This window comes from Thermomonospora catenispora, from assembly GCF_006363815.1.
Classification (GTDB): Bacteria; Actinomycetota; Actinomycetes; order Streptosporangiales; family Streptosporangiaceae; genus Thermomonospora; species Thermomonospora catenispora.
In genome coordinates this window covers 1-19520 of sequence record NZ_RRYT01000017.1, presented here as the reverse complement: position 1 = coordinate 19520, position 19520 = coordinate 1, and the positions used below count along the sequence as shown (strand labels likewise).

The 19520-nt window shown below is 74.9% G+C and carries 18 protein-coding genes; 14 read left to right on the top strand and 4 right to left on the bottom strand.

The window, feature by feature from the left end:
- Nucleotides 1-45 precede the first annotated feature (45 nt).
- Nucleotides 46-1335, top strand: coding sequence for an ATP-grasp domain-containing protein (locus EIO00_RS14660; RefSeq protein WP_140179274.1), 1290 nt, complete (start codon nucleotides 46-48; stop codon nucleotides 1333-1335).
- An 86-nt stretch (nucleotides 1336-1421) separates the two neighbouring features.
- Here the strand turns inward: EIO00_RS14660 and EIO00_RS14655 are convergent, their stop codons facing one another.
- Nucleotides 1422-2225: a phytanoyl-CoA dioxygenase family protein gene (locus EIO00_RS14655; RefSeq protein WP_161602725.1), complete on the bottom strand. Its 804-nt coding sequence runs from the start codon at nucleotides 2223-2225 to the stop codon at nucleotides 1422-1424.
- Nucleotides 2226-2301: 76 nt separating this feature from the next.
- Here EIO00_RS14655 and EIO00_RS24210 point away from each other — a divergent pair, with 76 nt between their 5' ends.
- The 9 genes from EIO00_RS24210 to EIO00_RS14615 all read left to right on the top strand — a co-directional run bounded on the left by EIO00_RS24210 (nucleotide 2302) and on the right by EIO00_RS14615 (nucleotide 12172).
- Entirely contained in the window at nucleotides 2302-2463 is a 162-nt protein-coding gene (locus EIO00_RS24210; RefSeq protein WP_161602724.1) for a hypothetical protein, read from the top strand.
- 117 nt (nucleotides 2464-2580) lie between these two features.
- Nucleotides 2581-3924, top strand: a complete 1344-nt coding sequence (locus tag EIO00_RS14650) for a formylglycine-generating enzyme family protein (protein ID WP_206664141.1) — start codon at nucleotides 2581-2583, stop codon at nucleotides 3922-3924.
- The gene (locus tag EIO00_RS14645) at nucleotides 3924-5333 is read left to right on the top strand and encodes an MBL fold metallo-hydrolase (protein WP_140179270.1); all 1410 of its coding nucleotides are present in this window, start codon (nucleotides 3924-3926) and stop codon (nucleotides 5331-5333) included. Before EIO00_RS14650 ends, EIO00_RS14645 begins: the two co-directional genes overlap by 1 nt.
- Nucleotides 5330-6337 (top strand): alpha/beta hydrolase-fold protein, encoded by a 1008-nt coding sequence (locus EIO00_RS14640; RefSeq protein ID WP_140179268.1) that lies wholly within the window; start codon nucleotides 5330-5332, stop codon nucleotides 6335-6337. Before EIO00_RS14645 ends, EIO00_RS14640 begins: the two co-directional genes overlap by 4 nt.
- Nucleotides 6325-8166: an asparagine synthetase B family protein gene (locus EIO00_RS14635; protein ID WP_140179266.1), complete on the top strand. Its 1842-nt coding sequence runs from the start codon at nucleotides 6325-6327 to the stop codon at nucleotides 8164-8166. Before EIO00_RS14640 ends, EIO00_RS14635 begins: the two co-directional genes overlap by 13 nt.
- Nucleotides 8108-9205: a hypothetical protein gene (locus tag EIO00_RS14630; protein WP_140179264.1), complete on the top strand. Its 1098-nt coding sequence runs from the start codon at nucleotides 8108-8110 to the stop codon at nucleotides 9203-9205. The genes EIO00_RS14635 and EIO00_RS14630 overlap by 59 nt, the downstream gene beginning before the upstream one ends.
- Nucleotides 9202-10620: an aldehyde dehydrogenase family protein gene (locus EIO00_RS14625; protein WP_140179263.1), complete on the top strand. Its 1419-nt coding sequence runs from the start codon at nucleotides 9202-9204 to the stop codon at nucleotides 10618-10620. The genes EIO00_RS14630 and EIO00_RS14625 overlap by 4 nt, the downstream gene beginning before the upstream one ends.
- Before the next feature lie 6 nt (nucleotides 10621-10626).
- Nucleotides 10627-11667: a threonine aldolase family protein gene (locus tag EIO00_RS14620; RefSeq protein ID WP_140179261.1), complete on the top strand. Its 1041-nt coding sequence runs from the start codon at nucleotides 10627-10629 to the stop codon at nucleotides 11665-11667.
- Between the two features lie 46 nt (nucleotides 11668-11713).
- The gene (locus tag EIO00_RS14615) at nucleotides 11714-12172 is read left to right on the top strand and encodes a pyridoxamine 5'-phosphate oxidase family protein (RefSeq protein ID WP_140179259.1); all 459 of its coding nucleotides are present in this window, start codon (nucleotides 11714-11716) and stop codon (nucleotides 12170-12172) included.
- 118 nt (nucleotides 12173-12290) lie between these two features.
- Here the strand turns inward: EIO00_RS14615 and EIO00_RS14610 are convergent, their stop codons facing one another.
- Entirely contained in the window at nucleotides 12291-13121 is an 831-nt protein-coding gene (locus tag EIO00_RS14610; protein ID WP_140179257.1) for a hypothetical protein, read from the bottom strand.
- A 247-nt stretch (nucleotides 13122-13368) separates the two neighbouring features.
- Here EIO00_RS14610 and EIO00_RS14605 point away from each other — a divergent pair, with 247 nt between their 5' ends.
- Both EIO00_RS14605 and EIO00_RS14600 read left to right on the top strand, forming a co-directional pair.
- Nucleotides 13369-14361: a suppressor of fused domain protein gene (locus EIO00_RS14605; RefSeq protein ID WP_140179255.1), complete on the top strand. Its 993-nt coding sequence runs from the start codon at nucleotides 13369-13371 to the stop codon at nucleotides 14359-14361.
- Between the two features lie 118 nt (nucleotides 14362-14479).
- Complete coding sequence (locus tag EIO00_RS14600) at nucleotides 14480-15331, top strand: NAD-dependent protein deacetylase (RefSeq protein ID WP_140179253.1); 852 nt, start codon at nucleotides 14480-14482, stop codon at nucleotides 15329-15331.
- On the opposite strand, the gene EIO00_RS14595 is transcribed toward EIO00_RS14600, so the two are convergent.
- Together EIO00_RS14595 and EIO00_RS14590 are read right to left on the bottom strand one after the other, a co-directional pair.
- A complete protein-coding gene (locus EIO00_RS14595) occupies nucleotides 15318-15968 on the bottom strand; it encodes a nitroreductase family protein (RefSeq protein WP_140179251.1) in 651 nt (216 codons plus the stop codon). The two genes, EIO00_RS14600 and EIO00_RS14595, sit on opposite strands and share 14 nt — an antisense overlap.
- Entirely contained in the window at nucleotides 15965-17464 is a 1500-nt protein-coding gene (locus EIO00_RS14590; RefSeq protein ID WP_140179249.1) for an SDR family oxidoreductase, read from the bottom strand. The genes EIO00_RS14595 and EIO00_RS14590 overlap by 4 nt, the downstream gene beginning before the upstream one ends.
- Before the next feature lie 62 nt (nucleotides 17465-17526).
- On the opposite strand from EIO00_RS14590, the gene EIO00_RS14585 reads away from it, so the two are divergent.
- Nucleotides 17527-18159, top strand: coding sequence for a hypothetical protein (locus EIO00_RS14585; protein ID WP_140179247.1), 633 nt, complete (start codon nucleotides 17527-17529; stop codon nucleotides 18157-18159).
- On the top strand, nucleotides 18156-19421 hold the full coding sequence (locus EIO00_RS14580) for a nucleotidyl transferase AbiEii/AbiGii toxin family protein (protein WP_140179245.1): 1266 nt from the start codon (nucleotides 18156-18158) through the stop codon (nucleotides 19419-19421). Before EIO00_RS14585 ends, EIO00_RS14580 begins: the two co-directional genes overlap by 4 nt.
- The last annotated feature ends 99 nt before the right edge of the window (nucleotides 19422-19520 follow it).

Sequence of the window (19520 nt, the reverse complement as noted above, 5' to 3'; positions counted from 1 at the left end):
TTGAACGGATTTCGCCGGGAGGCGGGTGCGGCTACGTTGGCGTATATGCCAGCAGAAAACGAGGACCGTTCGCACGTTGTGGTGGTCGACGCCTACGCCGCGTCCCGTTCGCTCGTTCTGGAATTCCGCAATCGGGGATTCTCCTGCGTGCGCGTGCAGAGCACGCGTGAAGTGCCGTTCGTGTATCGGTCGGCGCCGTACGACCCCGGCGATTTCGTCGCCGACATCGTCCACGACGGCGATGCGGCGGCCACGGTCGCCGCGGTCGCGGAATATCGGCCGATCGCGGTGGTGGCCGGCGGCGAGATCGGGGTGGAGCTGGCGGACCTGCTCGCCGAGCGGCTCGGCCTGCCCGGCAACGGCACCGCCCTCAGCGCCGCCCGGCGCGACAAGTACCTCATGATCGAGGCCGTGCGCGCCGCCGGGCTGCGCGCGGCCCGGCAGCTGCGCGTCACCGACGCCGCCGAGCTGGCCGCCTGGCATCGCGGGCTCGGCGGACGCGTCGTCGTCAAACCGCCGCGCAGCGCCGCGAGCCAAGGGGTGTTCTTCTGCGACGCGCCGGAGGAGTCCGTCGCGGCCTTCCGCGCGCTGGCCGGCGCCGACGACGTCTTCTCCCGGCCCAACGACGGGGCGGTGGCGCAGGAGTACCTGCCCGGCACCGAGTACATGGTGAACACCGTCAGCCGGGACGGCCGCCACCACCTGTGCGACGTCTGGCGGACCAGCCGGATCAGCGCGAACGGCGTCGTGGACCTGTGCGACGCCCTCGCCCTGATCGACTCCGCGGACCCGGTCGTCGCGCCGTTGGAGGAGTACGCGTTCGGGGTCCTGGACGCCCTCGGCATCCGGCACGGACCGGCGCACCTGGAGATCAGGATGACCCCGGAGGGACCGTGCCTGGTGGAGGTCGGGGCGCGGATCGCCGGCGGCGGCATCCCGGCCTGCGCCACCCTGGGCATCGGCGAGTCCCAGCTGGAGTGGACCGTCGACGCCTACACGCGTCCCGAGCGCTTCCACGCCCGGGCCGGGAGCCGGTACGCGGTGCGGCGGCACTGCGTGATCGTCGGCATGGTCTCACCGGTGGAGGGCGTGCTCGCCGAATACCGGGGCATCGAGGAGATCAAGGCGCTGGAGAGCTTCCACGACCTGGTGACGCCGGTCCGCCCGGGCGAGCGGATCCGCCGGACGGTCGACGACCTCGGCTACCCGGTCATCGTGACGCTGCTGCACGAGCTGGAGGAGGTCGTCCAGCGCGACCTGAACACCATCCGTCACCTCGACGGCGCCGCCTTCTACGTCCTCGAGGAGGAGCACGCGGAGGAGGACGCGGCCTGACCGCGCCGTTCGACCGCGGAATCTCCACGGTCGAACGGCACGGCCGGACGGCGCGCTCGAACACCGCCGGATCCCGCCACCGAACCTCACCGGCGGGCGCCGCCGGCGGCCGGAGCGGGCCCGCGCGTCCACGACGGCCGCGGCACCCGGTAGACGAAGCTGACGGCGGTGCGCGGCAGGGCGGCCGTGGTGTTGGGCGCCGACCGGTGCAGCACCATCCCGTCGAACATGACGGCGGAGCCGGGGTCGAGGGGCACGGCGACCGGCTCGACGCCGGACGGCAGCCGATCCTGGGGGACGTGCGGCTCGACCGCCCGCTTCAGCGGCGGCTCGCCCGGCAGGCGCTCCCGGTCCCCGGTGTGCGGCAGCAGGCCCAGCCGGTGGGAGCCGGGGATGAACTCCAGGCAGCCGTTGCGTCGGGTGGCGGGGGCGAGCGCGATCCAGACCGTCACCACGCCGTGCGCCTCGACGTCGAAGCCGGGCGGCGCGAAGGCCATGTCCTGATGCCAGGGCTTCTCCGAGCCGACCACGGGCGGCTTGGCCCACAGGAACGCGTTGACCAGCGTGCCCGGGGCGCCGACGGCCCTGGCGACGGGGCCCTCGGCCAGCTCCAGCGAACGCTGCACCGCGTCCAGCTCGGGGGCGTGGACGTGCGCGTGGGCGACCGAGCGCAGCACCCCGGCCAGCCCCCTCGCCCCCTGCTGCCAGGCCGCCCAGCCGCCGATGCCGGGCGCCTCCAGGACGAAGTCCCCCGTCGAGACCGTCAGGCCGCGGGCGATGCCCTCCAGCCGCTCCACCGCCCGGCGGAGCCGCTCCAGCTCCCCCACCGCCAGGCCGGGGAGCCGGACGAAACCCCTCTCCCGCATCTGGTGGAACTCCACGTCGGTCATTTCCTCCTCACCCCCTGCACGTCGGATCAGCCGCGACATTACCTGCGCCAATTGCGGGACGTTCATGTTCAACGGGGTGGACTTCGAACATTGCCCGCCTCTTGTGCGGCGTGCCATGCTGTCGCGCGACGTGGCAATTCGGGCGGATTCGCCCGGCGCATGGAAAGGAGTGACCGGAATGACCGAGCGCGACTTCATCCGCACGCGGGACGAGGAGCAGGACACCACCAAGTGGTGACACGCGAAATCGCGTGACCCGGCTGCGCCACCCGTGCGGGACTTTCCGTTCCGTGCGGGCGGCGCAGCGCCGTGAAAAACGAAAGGGGCGGAGATGGTAGGCAATCGCGTTTCTCAGGTGGTCGATATCCCCGCGGAGCTGCTGGAGATCGACGACACCGACGACGACCGCTACTGGGCCTCGGTGGGGCGCGCCGTCGCCCTCATGGAGCACAAGGGGCGGACGGCCGACGGGATCCCGCTGCTGACGAGCCTGGTGGCGGCGCATCCGGAGTGGCCGGTGCGCGCCGCCGCCGTCCGGCTGCTGGCCGAGCATCACGCGGGCGACCCCGACGCCGACGCCGCCGTGGCCGCCGCCACCCACGACACGGTCGACTGGGTCTCCTTCACCGCGCTCAAGGTCATCGCCGAGCACCGGATCGCCGCCGCCGTCCCCGACCTCATCCGCATCTCCGGCTGGCCCAGCAACTTCACCCGGCCGGACTTCACGCGCAAGCCCGTCGGCTGCGGCGCGGCCTTCACCAAGCGCGCCCTGCTCGCCATCTTCGGCACCCGCGACCCGGCCGAGCTGCGCCGTCTCGAGGACGAGTACTTCGCGGACATGCACAAGCGGCTCGAGGCGGCCCGCAAACGCCCCCGCCGCAACGACGACGTGGTCCTGGTGCCGGGCGGCCCCGCGATCATCGGGGCGAAGGCCGAGCCCGACCCCTTCCGCATGACGCAGGGCGACAACACCCTGCGCGTGGTGGACGTGCCCACGTTCCTCATCGACCGGACCGCGGTGACCAACGCGCGCTACCGGGAGTTCCTGGAGGAGGTCGGCGACTCGGGCGAGTTCGACCACCCCGACCAGCCGGAGGGCCGATCGCACGTCCCCGCGCACTGGCACGACCCGCGCTTCAACGCCCCCGACCTCCCGGTCGTGGGCATCGACTGGTACGACGCCTACGCCTTCGCGAACTGGGCCGGCGGTTCGCTGCCCAGCGAGGTCCAGTGGGAGAAGGCCGCCCGCGGCGTGGACGGCCGCCGCTACCCGTGGGGCGACGAGTGGGACCCCGCCCGCGTGAACTACGTCGAGCGGTCCTTCGGCACCGCCGTGTCCGACCTGGACTCCCTGGAGGCGCTGCTGGTCACCGTCTCCCAGGGCGAGAACCCGGCGCACCCGGTGCTGCCCGCGGACGCCCTCCCCGAGGGCGCCAGCCCGTACGGGGCCCTGCAGATGTCGGGGAACGTCTGGGAGATCACCCGGACCAACTTCTACACCGGCGAGGACATGGACCCCTTCTTCAAGGGGCGGCACCCGCTGGAGTTCATGAACCGCAAGGACGCCTTCCACGTCCTGCGCGGCGGCACCTGGACGTCGCCGCCGAGCTGCCTGACCACCTTCTACCGCGGCAAGGACCTGCTCACCGACCGGCACAACGAGGTCGGGTTCCGCTGCGTCTACGAGGTGACCGACTGATGCGCCTGACCTGTCTCGGCCACGCCGCCGTCCTCGTCGAGACCGGGGCGGAGCGCATCCTGTTCGACCCGTGGCTGACCCAGCGGCTGGACCGGTTCTGGGAGCACCATCCGGCGCTGCCGGACGGACTGGTCGAGGAGGTCCTCGGCGAGGGGGTCGACTACATCGTCCTCAGCCACCACCACTTCGACCACCACCACTTCCCCTCGCTGCTGCGCCTGGTCGAGGGCGCCGACGTGGACTTCGACGACAGCCCGCGCCGCGCCCGCGACATCACCTGCATCTATCCCTCCGGCCCCGTGCCGCCGCGGCTGACCGCCTCCGGGCTCGGCCACCAGGCGATCTCCTGGACGCTGCGCCGGCTGGGCTTCGAGCGGCTGCGCCCGGTGACCCCCGGCGACACGATCGCCCTGGACGGGGCGACGCTGCGCACCTTCCCCTCGGCCGTGCCGTTCCCCGAGATGAGCGTGCTGGTCCAGACCGCGGACGCCGCCGTCATGCTCTGCGGGGACGCGCTGCTGCACGAGGCGACCGTGGCGGCGTTCGACGGCGACGACGCGCCCCGGCTCGACCTGGCGTTCGTCCCCGCGCACAGCGTCTCACCGCCCGGCGTGCTCACCGAGCGCCGCCGGCCGACCGAGCCGGAGGCGGTGCGCGCCCGCGCCGAGGCCGCCTTCGACCGGTACGTGACGACGCTGTCGGCGACCGTGACGGTGCCCTCGTCGTTCGGCTGGCGGGTCAGCGGCGAAGGAGACCGCGACTACTCCTGGTGCAACCGGACGATCTTCCCCTTCAGCCCGGTGGAGGCGCTGGGCAGGCTCGGCGAGCTGGGCCGCGACGGCCTGCTGTGGGGCCCCGGCCAGGTGATCGAGGTGACCGGCGGCAAGGCCGCCCTGACCGACGGGCCGGTCGCCCCCGACGCCTACGACTTCGAGCGGGTCTACGCCGAGGTCTCCTTCGACCCGGCCACGCCGGTGCCGCCGTTCCGGCCAGCCGTCGACCGGTACGGACGGCAGACCCGCCCGGCCGAGGACCTGCTCGGTGAGCTGCTGGACCGGCTGGTGGCGACCGACTACTGGTACCGGGCGCTGGACGACGGCGCCGGGCGGCACGTCATCTCGCTGCACGAGGACGACGGCGAGGAGACCTCCTTCCTGCTCGACCCGGTGGCGGGGCGGGTGGCCCGGCTCGGCCCGGGCCCGGCCCGCGAGCACGTCGGCGGCGGCGAGGGCTGGACCGAGGTGGCGGCGAGCACCCTGGAGGCCCTGCTGAACGGCGACCTGCTGTTCGGCAGCTCCTACAGCCTGTGGGTCAGCGACGGCGTGCTGCTCTCCGCGGTCTTCCACCACCCCTCCTACTACGTGCGCCATGTGGAGCGCGCGCTGGCGGCGGGCGGGGAACGCCCATGAGCGGACCCGTCCTGCTCCACTGCGAGAGCGCCAGCCTGCGCGGCAACCCGCTGGGCGACCCGCACCGGCGGCGGATCGAGGTGCACCTGCCGCCCGGCTACGACGACTCCCTGCGCTACCCGGTCGTGTACTGGCTGCCGGGGTTCGGCGCCCACCCCACCCTCGAGGGGCGGACGCTGACCTTCGGCGGCTCCGTCGCCGAACGGCTGCGCCGGGCCATGGCCGAGGGCCGGGTGCCGCACGCCCTGGTCGTGGTCCCCGACTGCACGACCGCCTACGGTGGCTCGCAGTACATCGACTCCCCCGCCTGCGGCCGCTACGCCGGCCATCTCGCCGAGGTCGTCGCGGAGGTGGACCGGCGCTTCGCCACCCGCCCGGAACCGGCGTGGCGGGCCGTCGCCGGCAAGTCCAGCGGCGGCTACGGGGCGCTGCTCGCGGGCATGACCTCCACCCTGTTCGGGGCCGTGCTCGCCTGCTCGCCGGACGCCGGGTTCGAGCACTGCTATCTGCCGCTGCTGCCCGCCGCCCTCGACGTCATCCGGGAGGCCGGCGGCGTCGACGCCCTGCTGGCGCGCCGCGACCACGGCCCGCACGACGCCCCCTTCATGGTGGCGATGAGCCTCGTCGCGATGGGAATGTGCTACGCCGACGCGCCGGGCGTCGACCCCGCGGACGCGCTGCCGTGCGACCCGCGGACGGGCCTGTTCCGCGACCGGGTGTGGCGGCGCTGGCTCGCCCACGACCCGGTGCGGCTGCTGCCCCGCCACGCCGACCGGCTGGCCGCGCTCGGCCTGCTGTACCTGTCGGTCGGCGAACGCGACGAGTACGGCATGCACTGGGGCGCCCGCGCGCTGCACGCGGCCCTCGACGCGCACGGCGTGCCCCACGCCTACCGGGAGCACCCGGGCGGGCACCACGGCATCGAGCACGTCTACATCGACGCCCTGGCCGAGCTCTCCCGGCTCTGGCCGGCGGAACCGGAGCGGATCGCATGTGCGGGATAGCGGGGTTCATCAGCCTGGACGGGCCGCGGGACCGCGCCTGGCTGGAGGCGCTCGGCCGGACGCTCACCGCCGCCATGGCCCATCGCGGCGAGGGCGCCCGCCCCCCGTATGTCTCCTCCTGCGGCACGGTCATGCTGTGCGCGGTGCGGCTGGCCGTCCGCGACCGCGGCCCGGCCGGCGACCAGCCGATGTCCGACCCCGCCGGCCGCGTCGTGCTGGTGCACAACGGCGAGGTCTACGGCTCCCGTTCGCCGGCGCCGCCGCTGTGGCCGCGCCGCACCTCCTGCGACACCGAGTTCGTGCTCCAGCAGGTCTGCCGGGAGCCCGACCCGGCGGCCGCGCTGCGGCCGCTGTCCGGCATGTTCGCCCTCGCCTGGCACGACACCGCCGCCGGCCGCGTGGTGCTGGCCCGCGACCACTTCGGCGTGAAACCGCTGACCTACGCCCGCGTGCCCGGCGGTCTGGTGTTCGCCTCCGAACCGGGGGCGCTGCTGCGCACCGGCCTGGTGCCGATCGAGACCGACCCCGCCGAGTACGTGCTGCGCGCCTGGGTCCGGATGGACGCGGCCGACGACCGGACCTGGCTGCGCGGCGTCCGGGCCCTGCAGCCCGCCGAATGCCTGGTGGTGGAGCCGCCGCGCGTCCGCGCCCTCCGGTACTGGCGGCCCGAACCGGACGACGCCCCGGTCGCCCCCGAGGAGATCAGGGCCGCCTTCGACCGGGCGGTCGCCGACCGGTGCGTCTCCGACGTCCCCCGGGCCGCGGTGCTCAGCGGCGGCGTCGACAGCACGGCGGTCGTCGCCGGGCTGCGCGCCGCGGGCCTGCCGGTCCACGGGTACGTGCTGCGCTACCAGGACGGCGTCGGCGGCTCCGGCGACGATGCGGCGCACGCCCGCGAGGTCGCCGCCCGGCTCGGCGTCCCGCTCACCGTCTGCGAGGTGGGCCGCCGCGACGCCGCCGAGCTGGTGCCGTTCCTGCCCGCCCGGCTGATGCGGCCGCTGCTGCACGGCGCCGAGCTGGCGATGCACCGGCTGTATGAGACCGTCGCCGCCGACGGGAAGGTGGTCGTCTACTCCGGGCACGGCTCCGACGAGCTGTGGGGCTACCAGGACGGCCGGTACTTCCCCGTGGTCGACCCCGCCGCCCCCACCCACGTCCACGGCCGCCACTACCTGACCCACCGGCTCCACCCCGACGAACGGCCGGTCTGGGCCCGGCTCGTCACCTGGCTGGCGGGCGAGCTCGGCGTCGACATGGCGGCGGTGACCGAGCAGGTGTGGGAGCGCGTCATGGCCGAGTACCGGGCGCTCGACACGCTCGACCCGCTCAAGCGCGGCCGATACCACCTGATGCGGCGCTTCCTCGTCTACGTCAACGACATGGTGGACGCCACCTCGTCCACCTTCACCCTGGAGGACCGGCCGGTCTTCCAGGACGTCGCCCTCGCGGAGCTGGCCTTCCGCTGCCCCGAGCATCTGAAGAACGCCGGGCCGCCCGGCGGCCACAAGGAGCTGCTGAAGACCGCGCTCGCCGACCTGGTGCCCGAGCCCGTGCGGCGCCGCCGCAAGCAGGGCTTCCCGTCCCCCGTCGACCCCTCCTACGTCCGGCGGATGGCCGCGCTGTCGGACGAGCTCGGCCTGCCGTTCGGGCTGCCGTCGCTGCCGCCCTCCCTGCGGGAGGAGCTGGGGGTCGGCGAATGGATGTTCCTGGCATCGAGCTCCGCCTGGCTCGACCATCTCGCAGAGCTTCGGACCGACTCTAGGAGGCGTGGTGAGCACGACCGTCCCCACGTGGCGCTGGCGCACCCTGGCCCGCGCGGCCGACCTTGACCCCGTGCCCCCGACGATCGCGGAGGCGCAGGCCCAGGAGTGGTGCAACTTCGTGGTCTGGCGGCCCTCCGCCCTGCCCGCTGGCTGCGACACCGCCGTCGGCACGCTCCGCCGCGAGGCCCCTCCCGGCCGCACCGACGCCGCCGGCCGCACCCCGTGGAGCGACGCCAACCCGGCCGCCTACCGCACCGAGATCTCCGGCGGCGGACGGCGGCTGCGCATCAAGCAGTTCCTGTACGACTGGGCCTTCCCGGCCGCGGACCACCCGTGCCTGTGGGGCGGCCGGACCCGGCCGGTGGAGATCGGCGACGGCCGGGTGGTCTGGCTGGGGACCGACTATCTGGGCAACCGGGCCGGCAGCGCCCGGCTGGCGCGCACCACGGTCGAGCTGTCGGTCCTGGAGGGGGAGTTCGCCGACGAGGAGATCGTCGGGCTCTTCGCCGCGCTGCGGCCGGCCGTGCCGGAGGCGGTGCCGCGGATCCTGGCCACGCCGTTCTCCGAGCTGAGCTACTGGGCCAGGCACCCGGCCGAGATGGTGTCGGTGCCCACCGGGGTGTTCGTCTTCCGCCGGCGGGGCGGCGCGCACGAGGGCGAGTGGGTCCCCTCCGGCGACGTCGCCGCGTTCCTCGCCGGGCAGGGGGTGCCCGTCTCGGTCGGCGGGTTCCGCGCCGACAGCGCCGCGACGTTCGGCGACGGCTCGTCCGTCCGCGAGCTGGAGGTCGTCTACGCCTCGGCGTCCGGCGACGAGCTGCGGCTGGTGGCGCAGCGCGCCGGCGGCGGCCGGCTGGAGTTCCCGCCCAAGCGCGAGGAGCACCCCGCCACGACCGAGGTCGCCGACCTCGACGGGCGCCCGGTGCACCTGGGCTACCTCAGCGCCGCCTACGGGGCCTGCGACGCCTGGTGGCGGCATCCCGACGGATACGAGCTGAGGCTGCTGGGCAGCGCCGGAGCGGGCATGGGCCGGGAGGCGTTCCTCGGCCTGGTCGCCGAGCTGGACGCCGCGCTGCGCCTCGCCGGCAACGCCGAGGTGCTGGGATGACCGCCGGCGCCCCGGCCCCCGAGGGGCGGCCGATCCTCGACCCCGCCACCGGCCGCGTCATCACCCGGCTGCCGGACACCGGGGAGCGGGCGGTCGCCGACGCCGTGGCGCGGGCGGACCGGGCGTTCCGCGAGCACTGGGCCGACGTCCCCCCGGCCCGCCGCTCGGACCTCCTCCGCGGGCTCGCGGATCTGCTGCGCACCGAGCGCGAGGAGTTCACGGCGCTGGAACGGCTCAACGCGGGCAAGCCCACGGCGCGCGCCGAGGGGGAGGTGGACTTCGCCGCCCGCGTGCTCGACTGGTTCGCGGCGGCGGCCCTGTACCCGGTGGGGGAGACCCACCCCACCGGCCCCGGCATGCGCACCTACACCGACCGCGTGCCGGTCGGGGTGTGCGCGGCGATCTGCCCCAACAACTATCCGCTCCTCCTGGCCGTCTGGAAGATCGCCGCGGCGCTCGCCTACGGCAACACGATCGTCGTCAAACCGGCGCCCGAGACGCCGCTGTCGATCCGCCGCCTGGTCGAACGCGCCGCCGACGTCCTCCCCGACGGCGTGCTCACCGCCGTCTACGGCGGAGCCGGGACCGGCCGGCTGCTGTGCGACCACCCGGCCGTCGGCATGGTCTCCTTCACCGGCTCGACGGCGGCCGGACGCGAGGTCGCCCGGCGCTGCGCCGACGGCGTCAAGCCCGTCTCGCTGGAGCTGGGCGGCAAGAGCCCGGTGGTGGTCTTCCGCGACGCCGACCTGGAGGCGGCCGCGCGCGCGGTGGTCACGGGCTTCACCGGCAACACCGGCCAGATGTGCGTGGCCGGGACGCGTCTCATCGTGGACCGGGCCGTGCACGCGGAGTTCGTCGACCGCGTGGTCGAGCTGGCCGGCGGGCTGCGGGTCGGCCCGCCCGCCGACCCCGGCACCGACCTCGGCCCGCTGATCACCCGGGCGGCGGTCGAACGGGTGGTCGAGACGGTCGAGGAGGCGGCGGTCCGGGGCGCGAAGGTGATCCTCCCACCGGGCCGGTCCGCGGTCCGGCCGGATCCGGGCGGCGGGTTCTTCGTCAACCCGGTCGTCCTGGACGCGGCGCCGCCGGACTGCCGCGCCTGGCGCGAGGAGATCTTCGGTCCGGTCCTGTCCGTCGCCTCGTTCGGCTCCGACGCCGAGGCCCTGGCCCTCGCGCACGACACGGCGTACGGCCTGTCGGCCTCGGTGTGGACCTCCGACGCCGGGCGGGTCGAGCGCTTCAGCCGGGCGCTGCGCGCCGGGATGGTGTGGATCAACACCTGGGGCGACACCGAGGAGACCGTCAGCGTCTCCGGGCTCGGCCAGTCCGGGTACGGCCGCGAGCTGGGCCTCCACGCGGTGGAGGGCTACACCAGGCCCCGCGCCGTCTGGGTCGCCCACCGGGCGGGAGGGTAGGCGGCGATGTCGCGGACCGAGCGGCTCGACTTCCGCAGCGACACCCGCACCGTGCCGGACGCGCGGATGCGCGAGGCGATGGCGCGGGCCCGGGTCGGCGACGACGTGTACGGCGACGATCCGACGGTCGCCCTGCTCCAGGAACGGGCCGCCGCGCTGCTCGGCACCGAGGCGGCGCTGTTCACGCCCACCGGCACGATGGCCAACCTGCTCGCCCCGCTCGCCGCGGCCGGGCCGGCCGGGACGCCCGCCCCGCGGCTGATCGTCGGCGCCGACAGCCACATGGCGTTCCTGGAGGCGGACGGGCTCCGCCGCTTCGGCGGGGTCGAGCCGGAGCCGGTGCGGCAGCGGCCCGACGGCCTGCCCGACCTGGGCGAGCTGGCCGCCCTCCTCGCCGCCGGGACGGACCGGCCGACCGTGGTCTGCCTGGAGAACACGAGCATGATGCACGCCGGCAACGCCCTCGACGCGGCGGCGACGCGGGCCGTGGCCGAGCTGGCGCACCGGCACGGCGCGCACCTCCACCTCGACGGGGCCCGGCTCGCCAACGCGGCCGTGGCGCTCGGGGTGCCGCCCGCGGAGCTGGCCGAGCCCGCCGACAGCGTCTCCTTCTCCGTCTCCAAGGGATTGGGCGCGCCGGTCGGCAGCCTGCTGTGCGGGACCCGCGAGCAGGTGGCGCGCGCTCGCGAGCTGCGCACCTGGCTGGGCGGCTCGATGCACCAGTCGGGGGTGGTCGCGGCGGCCGCGCTGGTCGCGCTCGACCGGTTGCCCGAGCTGGCCGCCGACCACGAGACGGCCGCCGCGCTCGCCGCGGAGCTCGCGACGGTGCCGGGCGCGCAGTTGCTGCGCCCGCCGCGGCCGACCAATATCGTCATGGTGCGGCTCGCCGGACTGACCGCGCGAGAGTGCGCCGCCCGCCTCGCCGCCCATGGTGTCCGGGTCCTCGCCCTGCCGAACGGATACGTGCGCTTCGTGGTGCACCGGGCGCACGATGTGGACGGCGCGCGCGACGCCGTCAGGGCGCTGGCCGCGGCGACGGCTCGGTGAACGGCTTCCCCCGCCGGAACGCCGACAACGCATGGCTGGAGGAGAGATGACGGAGGCACCGCCGCCGCGCACGCTCGAGGAGAGGCTGCGGGACGCCCACGCCAAGCTGCGCGACGACGTCGACCTGTGGGTCGCGACGTCGAGCCCCGCGAGCGGGGTCCACCTCATCCCGCTGTCGTACCTGTGGGACGGGTCCACGATCCTGATCTCGACGCCGCGCGCGTCGGTCACCGCCCGCAACCTGCTGGCCGACGGCCGGGTGCGGCTCGGTCTCGGCCCGACGCGGGACGTCGTGGTCATCGACGGCGTCGCCGAGCCGGTCGACATCGCCGACCTCGGCCGGGAGGTCGGGGACGCCTTCGCCGCCAAGACCGGGTTCGACCCGCGCGAGCTCGACGAGCCCTACCGGTACTTCCGGATCCGGCCGCGGCGCGTCCAGGCCTGGCGGGAGGCCGACGAGCTGCCCGGCCGCGACCTCATGCGCGACGGCCGCTGGCTCGGCTGACCGGCGGCCCCTCCGAGCCGGCCGGGTCGCCCACGGATCCGCCCGCGGGTCCTCGCCCGGGCGCGCCTCGGTGAGGCCCTGCGCGAGGCCTCGGGCGGCGACCGCCGCGGGGGCGCGTTCACTCGGCCGAGCGGCCGGCGGCGGTGCGCAGGCGGGCGGTGAGCAGCGCCGTGCGGCGCTGCAGGGCCTTGGCGCGCTGGGCGGTGCCGGTCGTCAGGTCGTGCGGGGCGGCGGGGCAGACGGCCACATGGCGGCGGCGGGCGGCCGCCTGCAGGGCCGCGCCGATCTCGGGACGACGGTCCATGCACAGGGCGGCGAACAGACCGGCCTCCATGTGCTTCACCCCGCCCAGCCGGCCGAGGTAGACGATCTCGCAGGGGATGGGGGTGCGGTCGGCGCGCCCCTCCAGCAGGTCCTGGCGGGCCGCCAGGACCAGGGCGGTCACGGTCTGGACGGCCTGCCGCACCGCCCACCTGCGGCCGGGGGCGGGCGGGAGCCGGTCCCGGACCCGGTCGACCACGGACTCGGAGACCGGGCCGAGCAGTAGGTCGTCGAGGGTGCGGGTGCGGATCTCGATGACCTTCTCCCAGCGGACGTCCTCACCGTCGAAACCGACCTTCTCGGGCCCGAACTCGATGGCGCCGAACCGGTCGAGCAGCCCCAGCACCCGTCCGGCGCCGCGCGGGACCTTGGGGTGGCGGCTCAGCAGCCCGCCGATCGACAGCTTCCACGGCCGCGACCCCGGCAGCGGGATCGCATCCAGGGTCGCGGTCGCCCACCGCCTCTCCTCCTCGGCGGGCTCCTCGTCGAGTCCCTTCCCAAGGCCTTTCCCGAGCCCTTCGGCGAACCCTCCGCCGGGCCCCTCCGCGGGCTCCCCATAGGGCTCTTCGCCGGGCTCCTCCTCGGGCTCTTCGCCGGGAACGTCCCGCTCGGTCGGATCGACGGTCATCGGTCCCCTCACCTTCCCCGCGCGGCGTCCGGCGGCGGACCTCGCCTCCGGGCCTCCGGCGCCCCGGCGCCGCCGCCCATGGCGCATCGGCGCGGGCCGCGCCCGATACGACTCCCGGCGCGGGGGCGGCGGTTTCCCGGTGAAATGCGACAAAAGGTGTGACCTGTATCACATTGGGGATCGTTCTTGATCGCCGGCGCGTCGGTAAGGGGCGTTGAGCCGATGAGAGAACCGCACAAGGACGGGCATGCTGGTCTACCAGAACTGGGAAGCGATCGACGCGGAGCTCAGGAAGAGGTACGGGGACGTCCCGCGTCTGGAGTGGACCCCGCCGGTGCCGTACCGGCCGATGGGGCCGCAGCCGATGGGGCCCTTCGTCACCAACCTCATCGCGGCCTACCCGCGGACCGAGCCCGTCCCGCACTGGCACCTCATCGGATACGCGCTCACCGCCCCCTTCGAGGAGCGCGGCTATGAGTTCACGCTCCGGGTGCCGCGTGACCCCGGCCGGGACCAGACCCCGCCCAACTGGGCGATGCACCAGATGGAACGGCTGGCCTCCTACGTCTCCCGCACCGGGAACGACTTCGCCGCCGGGCACTTCATCGAGCACCCCGACCCGCTGGACCCCGACGTCCCGGACTCGGCGATCCGGGCCGGCGGGTTCGTGCCCGACCCCGAGCTGGGGGAGCTGGAGACCGCGATCGGGAGGATCACCTTCCTCCAGTTCGTCGGGATCACCACCGAGGAGCTGCACGCCGCCCAGGCGTGGAACGTGCAAGGAGTGCTGGGCGCGCTGCGGCACCACCTGCCGATGCTGATCACCGACCTGCACCGCTCCTCGCTGGCGCACCTGCCCGACGTGGCGCAGGCGGTGGAGGAGGGCGCCCGCAGGGAGGGCTCGGGCACCGGCTACCTGTTCCTGCACCAGCTCGACGCCCGGGTCGGCGAACAGACCGGCGACGTGCAGGTGATCATGGGGGCGCAGCACGTGCCGCAGTTCACCCGGGTGCTGCCCGGGCGGATCCCGCACGGCATCCCCCTGATCCTGCAGGCCAGGACTCGCCCGCCGGTGGTGTTCCTGCCGGGGGAGGAGTTCGCCTGCAACGACACCCCGGAGGCGCTGGAGATCGTCATCCCGGCCGACGCCGGCCGGCGGCTCGCCGCCGAGGTCGCCCCCGAGCCCGGCGACTACCGCATCCCGTCGCTGCCCCGGCTGACCATCACCGTCACGCCCTGATCCGAGCCCGGCGGGTCCGGGGAAGCCGTCGTCTCGACGGAGACCCGCCACCGATGCCCCGGCCCGCCTGCAGGCGGGCGGGCCGGGCCATCCGTCCGCGTCGGGCACCATGGAGGACATGACGCAGGCTGTCGGCACCGGACGGATCGCCGGGCTGGACCTGCTGGCCGACCTGGTCGCCGACGGCGACGTGGTCGTGCTGAGCGGCGCCGGACTGTCCACCGAGTCGGGGATCCCCGACTACCGGGGCGAGACCGGACGCAGACGGCGGGCGACCCCGATGACGTACCAGACGTTCGTCGGCAGCGCGGAGGCCCGCCGGCGGTACTGGGCGCGCAGCCACCTGGGCTGGCGGCACGTGGCCCGCGCCGCCCCCAACGCCGGGCACCGCGCCGTCGCCGAGCTGCAGCGGCGCGGACTGGTCAGCGGGATCATCACCCAGAACGTCGACGGCCTGCACCAGGCCGCCGGGGCCGTCGACGTGATCGAGCTGCACGGCAGCCTGGACCGGGTCCGCTGCCTGGACTGCGGCGAGCGGACGCCGCGCGAGGAGCTGGACCGGCGGCTGCGCGAGGCCAACCCCGGCTGGACGGCCCGCGCCGCGGAGTTCAACCCCGACGGGGACGCGGTGCTGACCGACGAGCAGATCGCCGCGTTCCGGACCGTGGACTGCGCCCGCTGCGGCGGCGTGCTCAAACCGGATGTGATCTTCTTCGGGGAGAACGTCCCGCCCGACCGGGTGCGGACCTGCTACGGGCTCACCGAACGGGCCGGCACCCTGCTGGTGCTGGGCTCCTCCCTGACCGTGATGTCGGGCTACCGGTTCGTCCTGCACGCCCACCGGCACGCCGTCCCCATCGCGATCGTCAACCGGGGCCGCACCCGCGGCGACGACCACGCCGCGGTCCGCCTCGACGCCCCGCTCGGCGCCGCCCTCACCGCGCTGGTCGCCCGCCTCACCAGCCGTTGACGTGCAGGACCTCCTCCAGCGGACGCCGCGGCGCCGGACGGAAGGAGTCGCCGGTGTAGTAGGCGGTCGGCACCAGCGCCCCCTGCCGCACGTCCTCCGGAAGCCCCAGCAGCTCGGCGACCTCACGCTCGTAGCGCAGGTGCAGCGAGGTCCACGCCGTGCCCAGGCCCCGGGCCCGGGCGGCCAGCATGTAGCTCCACACCGCCGGCAGCAGCGACCCCCACAGCCCGGCCTGGTTGCCCTTGGGGAGCTCCCCGCCCGGCACGTGCAGGCAGGGGATCAGCAGCACCGGCACCCGCTCCAGGACCTCGGCCAGGTGGGCGGCGCTGGCGCCCACCCGCCGCTGCACCGCCGCCCGCTCCGGATCGTCGGCGTGCAGGTTGGCGGCCGACGCCTTGGAGGCGCTGTAGGCGTCCCAGGACCGCCGGTAGTACCCGGCGACCTCGGCCTTGATCCGCGGGTCGGTCAGCACCACCCACTCCCAGCCCTGGGCGTTGCTGCCGCTGGGCGCCTGCAGGGCGATCTCCAGGCACTCGCGGATCAGCTCCATCGGCACCGGCCGGTCCAGGTCCAGCCGCTTGCGCACGGCACGGGTGGTGGTCAGCAGCTCGTCGGGCGTCAACGGCAGAGTCGTCATGATCGCATGGTCGCACGCCGCCGATCCCCGGGAGCCGGGAGGGGGCGGCCGGCCTCGGCGGCCCGGGCGATGCCCCGCGGCATCCCGCCGAAGATCAGCCCGTGGAACGGCGCGATGGCGTGCCAGTACAGATGCCCCGGCAGCCCGCGGGGGTGGAACACCGCGCGCTGCCGGTAGCGGGAGCCGCCCGGCGCGGGGTGCACCGACATCTCCAGCCAGGCGCGGCCGGGCAGCCGCATCTCGGCGCGCAGCCGCAGCAGCCGCCCGGGCTCGATCTCCTCCACCCGCCAGAAGTCCACCGCGTCCCCGACCCGCAGCCGCCGGGGGTCCCGCCGGCCGCGGCGCAGCCCGACCCCGCCGGTCAGCCGGTCCAGCAGGCCGCGCAGCCGCCAGGCCACCGGCAGCGAGTACCAGCCGTTGGCGCCGCCCACCCCCTCCACGACCCGCCACAGCTCCCGCGGCTCGGCCCGGCAGAACCGCTCCCGCTCGTCCACGTACAGGGTGCCGCCCGCCCAGTCGGGGTCGGTGGGCAGCGGGTCGCTGGGCGCCCCGGGCGTGGACGCGGACGTCCACCGGGTGGTCACGTCGGCCTCCCGGATCTTGCGCAGCGCCAACTCCACCGCCCGGTCGAAGCCGGTCAACCCCTCCGGCGGATCGGGGATGTGGGCGGCGATGTCGTGCTCGCCGCACACCACCTCGGTGCGCAGCGACTCCACCAGCGGCCGGGCGATCGTCCCCGGGACCGGGGTGATCAGCCCGATCCACAGGCTCGACAGCCGGGGCGAGAGCACCGGCACCGGCACCACGATCCGCTTCGACAGCCCCGCCACGGCGGCGTACCGCTGCATCATCTGCGCGTACGTCAGCACGTCGGGCCCGCCGATGTCGAACGTCCGGTGCACGTGCCGGGGCAGCTCCGCCGCGCCCACCAGGTAGCGCAGCACGTCGCGGATGGCGATCGGCTGGATCCGGGTGTGCACCCAGCCCGGGGTCACCATCATCGGGAGCCGCTCGGTCAGATACCGCAGCATCTCGAACGACACCGACCCCGACCCGATGATCACCGCCGCGCGCAGCACCGCCGTCGGCACCCCCGAGGCCAGCAGGATCTCGCCGACCTCGGCCCGGGACCGCAGGTGCGGCGACAGGCGGTCGCCGGACCCCAGCCCGCCCAGGTACACGATCCGCGACACCCCCGCCTGCCGGGCCGCCGCGGCGAACACGCGGGCCGCCTGGCGGTCCCGGTCGGCGAAGTCCCGCCCGCCGCCCATGGTGTGCACCAGGTAATAGGCCACGTCCACGTCCTCCAGCGCCGCCCGGGTGGCCGGGAAGTCCAGCACGTCGGCGCGCACCGTCTCCACCCGGTCGGCCCAGGGGTGGTCCCGCAGCCGCTCCGGGCGGCGCGCCGCACACCGCACCCGGTGCCCGGCGGCCAGCAGCCGGGGGACCAGCCGTCCGCCGATGTATCCGCTCGCACCGGTGACCAGGCAACGCATGCCCCATCCCTACCCCGGAAAAATGCGATGCCTCCCGCCGAGCGCGGAGGCGATGATGAAGCGTGTTCACCGGAGACTTCGAGGCGCATCTGACCGTGCGGTGCGGCGGGCGTGACGCCGAGGCGCTGGCGCGCTGGGCCGAGGTCCGCGGTCTGAAGTTCGTGCACATCGTGCTGGACCGGGGCCGCAGCCCCTCCCAGCCGATGCTGACGCTGCGCGCCCGGGGGACGCTGGAGGACGCCATGGCGGCCACCGAGCGGACCGCGCGGGCGCTGGCGGGCGACGGGTTCGACGTCGTGCGCACCAAGGTGGAGGCCGCCCCCTGGAACGAGGGGGTCCCGCGGACGGATCGGGACGCCGCCGCGCTGGGGCCCGGCCGCTACTTCGAGCACCACGTCAAGGTGCTGCAGGCCCCCGGGGAGGACCACGCCGGGCTGGACGCCCTGGTCGCGCCGCACGCCGCGCACCTGTCCCGCAACGCCCGCCGGGTGCGGGCGGACGGGGTCGCCGAACGCTTCGTCACCCAGCGCTGCCGCCTGGTCGGCGACGCGACCGCCGAACGCCGCCTGGACGCCCTGATCGCGGCGCTGCGCGGGCGCGGCGTGCGCATCGCCGAGGTGGAGCGGGAGTTCGTGGTGCACGACAGCGACGAGTCGTGGGACGCCGGGTGGATCGAGGAGGCGCCGCGATCATGACGCAGTCCTGGAACGAGATCGGCTGGGGCCCCTGGCCGCCGTCCACCCGGCTGCCGCAGGAGCCTCCCGCGGAGGACGTGCGCCGGCGGCTGCAGCTGCCGGTGTCGCTGCGGCCGGTGTCCGGCCCCGGAGTGGTGCAGCGCCCGGTGTTCGACCCCGCGCTGCTCCACTACGCCAGGGCGATGCGGGCCGGTGATCCGCAGTTCGAGGACCCGCGGGTCGGGGCCCGCTGGTACGCCGCCCGCCGGACCGCGTGCGACCACGTCATCACGGCGATCGCCGGCTCCGTCTGGCGGGACCACCTGGTGCTGCGCGGCAGCCTCCTGCTGGCCGCCTGGCTCGGCCCGGCCGCCCGCGAGCCCGGCGACCTGGACTTCGTGGTGCTGCCGCGGACGCTGAAGGCCGAGGACGGGAAGGCCGACCGGATGCTGGAGGAGCTGATCCGGCTGGCCGAGGACGCCTCCACGGGCACTCCCGTGGAGATCCGGGGCGGCGGCGCGGTGGAGGAGAGCATCTGGACCTATGACCGGGTGCCCGGCCGTCGTCTGGTGCTGCCCTGGCGCGCCGAGGGCCTGCCGTCGGGCCAGGTGCAGCTGGACTTCGTGTTCGGCGAGCACGTGGTGATGCTGCCCGAGCCGGTCCGCGTCCCGCGCGTGGACGGGCGGCCGTCCCCCGTGGTGTTCGGCGCGACCCCGGAGCTGTCCCTGGCCTGGAAGCTGCTGTGGCTGATCACCGACATGCATCCGCAGGCCAAGGACCTCTACGACGCGGCGCTGCTGGCGCAGGTCACGGACCTGGAGCCGCGTCTGCTGCGGGAGGTGCTGGCGGAGGCCTGGACGGCCCCGCCGCCGTATGGGGAGCTGACCAGGGCCGTGCGGGAGGTCGAGTGGGAGGAGTTCGTCAAGGAGTACCCGGCGCTGTCGGTCGAGCCTGAGGAGCTGGAGCGGAAGCTGCTGGAGAACGTCGCCGAGGCGTTCGCCGGAGCGGAGGAGCTCTCGGGCGACGCCTATGCGCAGAAGGTGGAGCGGCTGGCGCCCGCCCTCGAGCGGTGCCGCCGGCTGCCCGCCGAGGAGAGGGCGGACGCGCTGAAGGGCGTCCCCCTGCTCGACGCCGCGGTGATCCGCAATGAGCTGCTGGGGCGGACGCGCGCCGACATCGACGCCTCCTTCTGGGAGGTGGTGAACGGCGCCGGCGTCGACCCGGCGTTCTACCTGAAGAACACGCTGCTGATGCAGGAGTGCCTCGGCCCGCTGCGCGGCTGACGCCTCGCCCGCCCCCGGTTCGGCCGCCCGCGACGGGGCCGCGGCCCCGTCGCGGGGCGGGCGCCCGGGCTCGCCTGGCCGGGCCGGGTGCGGGCGGGC

What these genes read in the sequence shown, in the direction of transcription:
- EIO00_RS14655 (WP_161602725.1), bottom strand. Translation starts at nt 2,225, where the DNA reads ATGACCGACGTGGAGTTCCACCAGATGCGGGAGAGGGGTTTCGTCCGG.
- EIO00_RS14640 (WP_140179268.1), top strand. Translation starts at nt 5,330, where the DNA reads ATGAGCGGACCCGTCCTGCTCCACTGCGAGAGCGCCAGCCTGCGCGGC.
- EIO00_RS14615 (WP_140179259.1), top strand. Translation starts at nt 11,714, where the DNA reads ATGACGGAGGCACCGCCGCCGCGCACGCTCGAGGAGAGGCTGCGGGAC.
- EIO00_RS14620 (WP_140179261.1), top strand. Translation starts at nt 10,627, where the DNA reads ATGTCGCGGACCGAGCGGCTCGACTTCCGCAGCGACACCCGCACCGTG.
- EIO00_RS14590 (WP_140179249.1), bottom strand. Translation starts at nt 17,464, where the DNA reads ATGCGTTGCCTGGTCACCGGTGCGAGCGGATACATCGGCGGACGGCTG.
- EIO00_RS14580 (WP_140179245.1), top strand. Translation starts at nt 18,156, where the DNA reads ATGACGCAGTCCTGGAACGAGATCGGCTGGGGCCCCTGGCCGCCGTCC.
- EIO00_RS14600 (WP_140179253.1), top strand. Translation starts at nt 14,480, where the DNA reads ATGACGCAGGCTGTCGGCACCGGACGGATCGCCGGGCTGGACCTGCTG.
- EIO00_RS14635 (WP_140179266.1), top strand. Translation starts at nt 6,325, where the DNA reads ATGTGCGGGATAGCGGGGTTCATCAGCCTGGACGGGCCGCGGGACCGC.
- EIO00_RS14610 (WP_140179257.1), bottom strand. Translation starts at nt 13,121, where the DNA reads ATGACCGTCGATCCGACCGAGCGGGACGTTCCCGGCGAAGAGCCCGAG.
- EIO00_RS14595 (WP_140179251.1), bottom strand. Translation starts at nt 15,968, where the DNA reads ATGACGACTCTGCCGTTGACGCCCGACGAGCTGCTGACCACCACCCGT.
- EIO00_RS14625 (WP_140179263.1), top strand. Translation starts at nt 9,202, where the DNA reads ATGACCGCCGGCGCCCCGGCCCCCGAGGGGCGGCCGATCCTCGACCCC.
- EIO00_RS14645 (WP_140179270.1), top strand. Translation starts at nt 3,924, where the DNA reads ATGCGCCTGACCTGTCTCGGCCACGCCGCCGTCCTCGTCGAGACCGGG.
- EIO00_RS14660 (WP_140179274.1), top strand. Translation starts at nt 46, where the DNA reads ATGCCAGCAGAAAACGAGGACCGTTCGCACGTTGTGGTGGTCGACGCC.
- EIO00_RS14605 (WP_140179255.1), top strand. Translation starts at nt 13,369, where the DNA reads ATGCTGGTCTACCAGAACTGGGAAGCGATCGACGCGGAGCTCAGGAAG.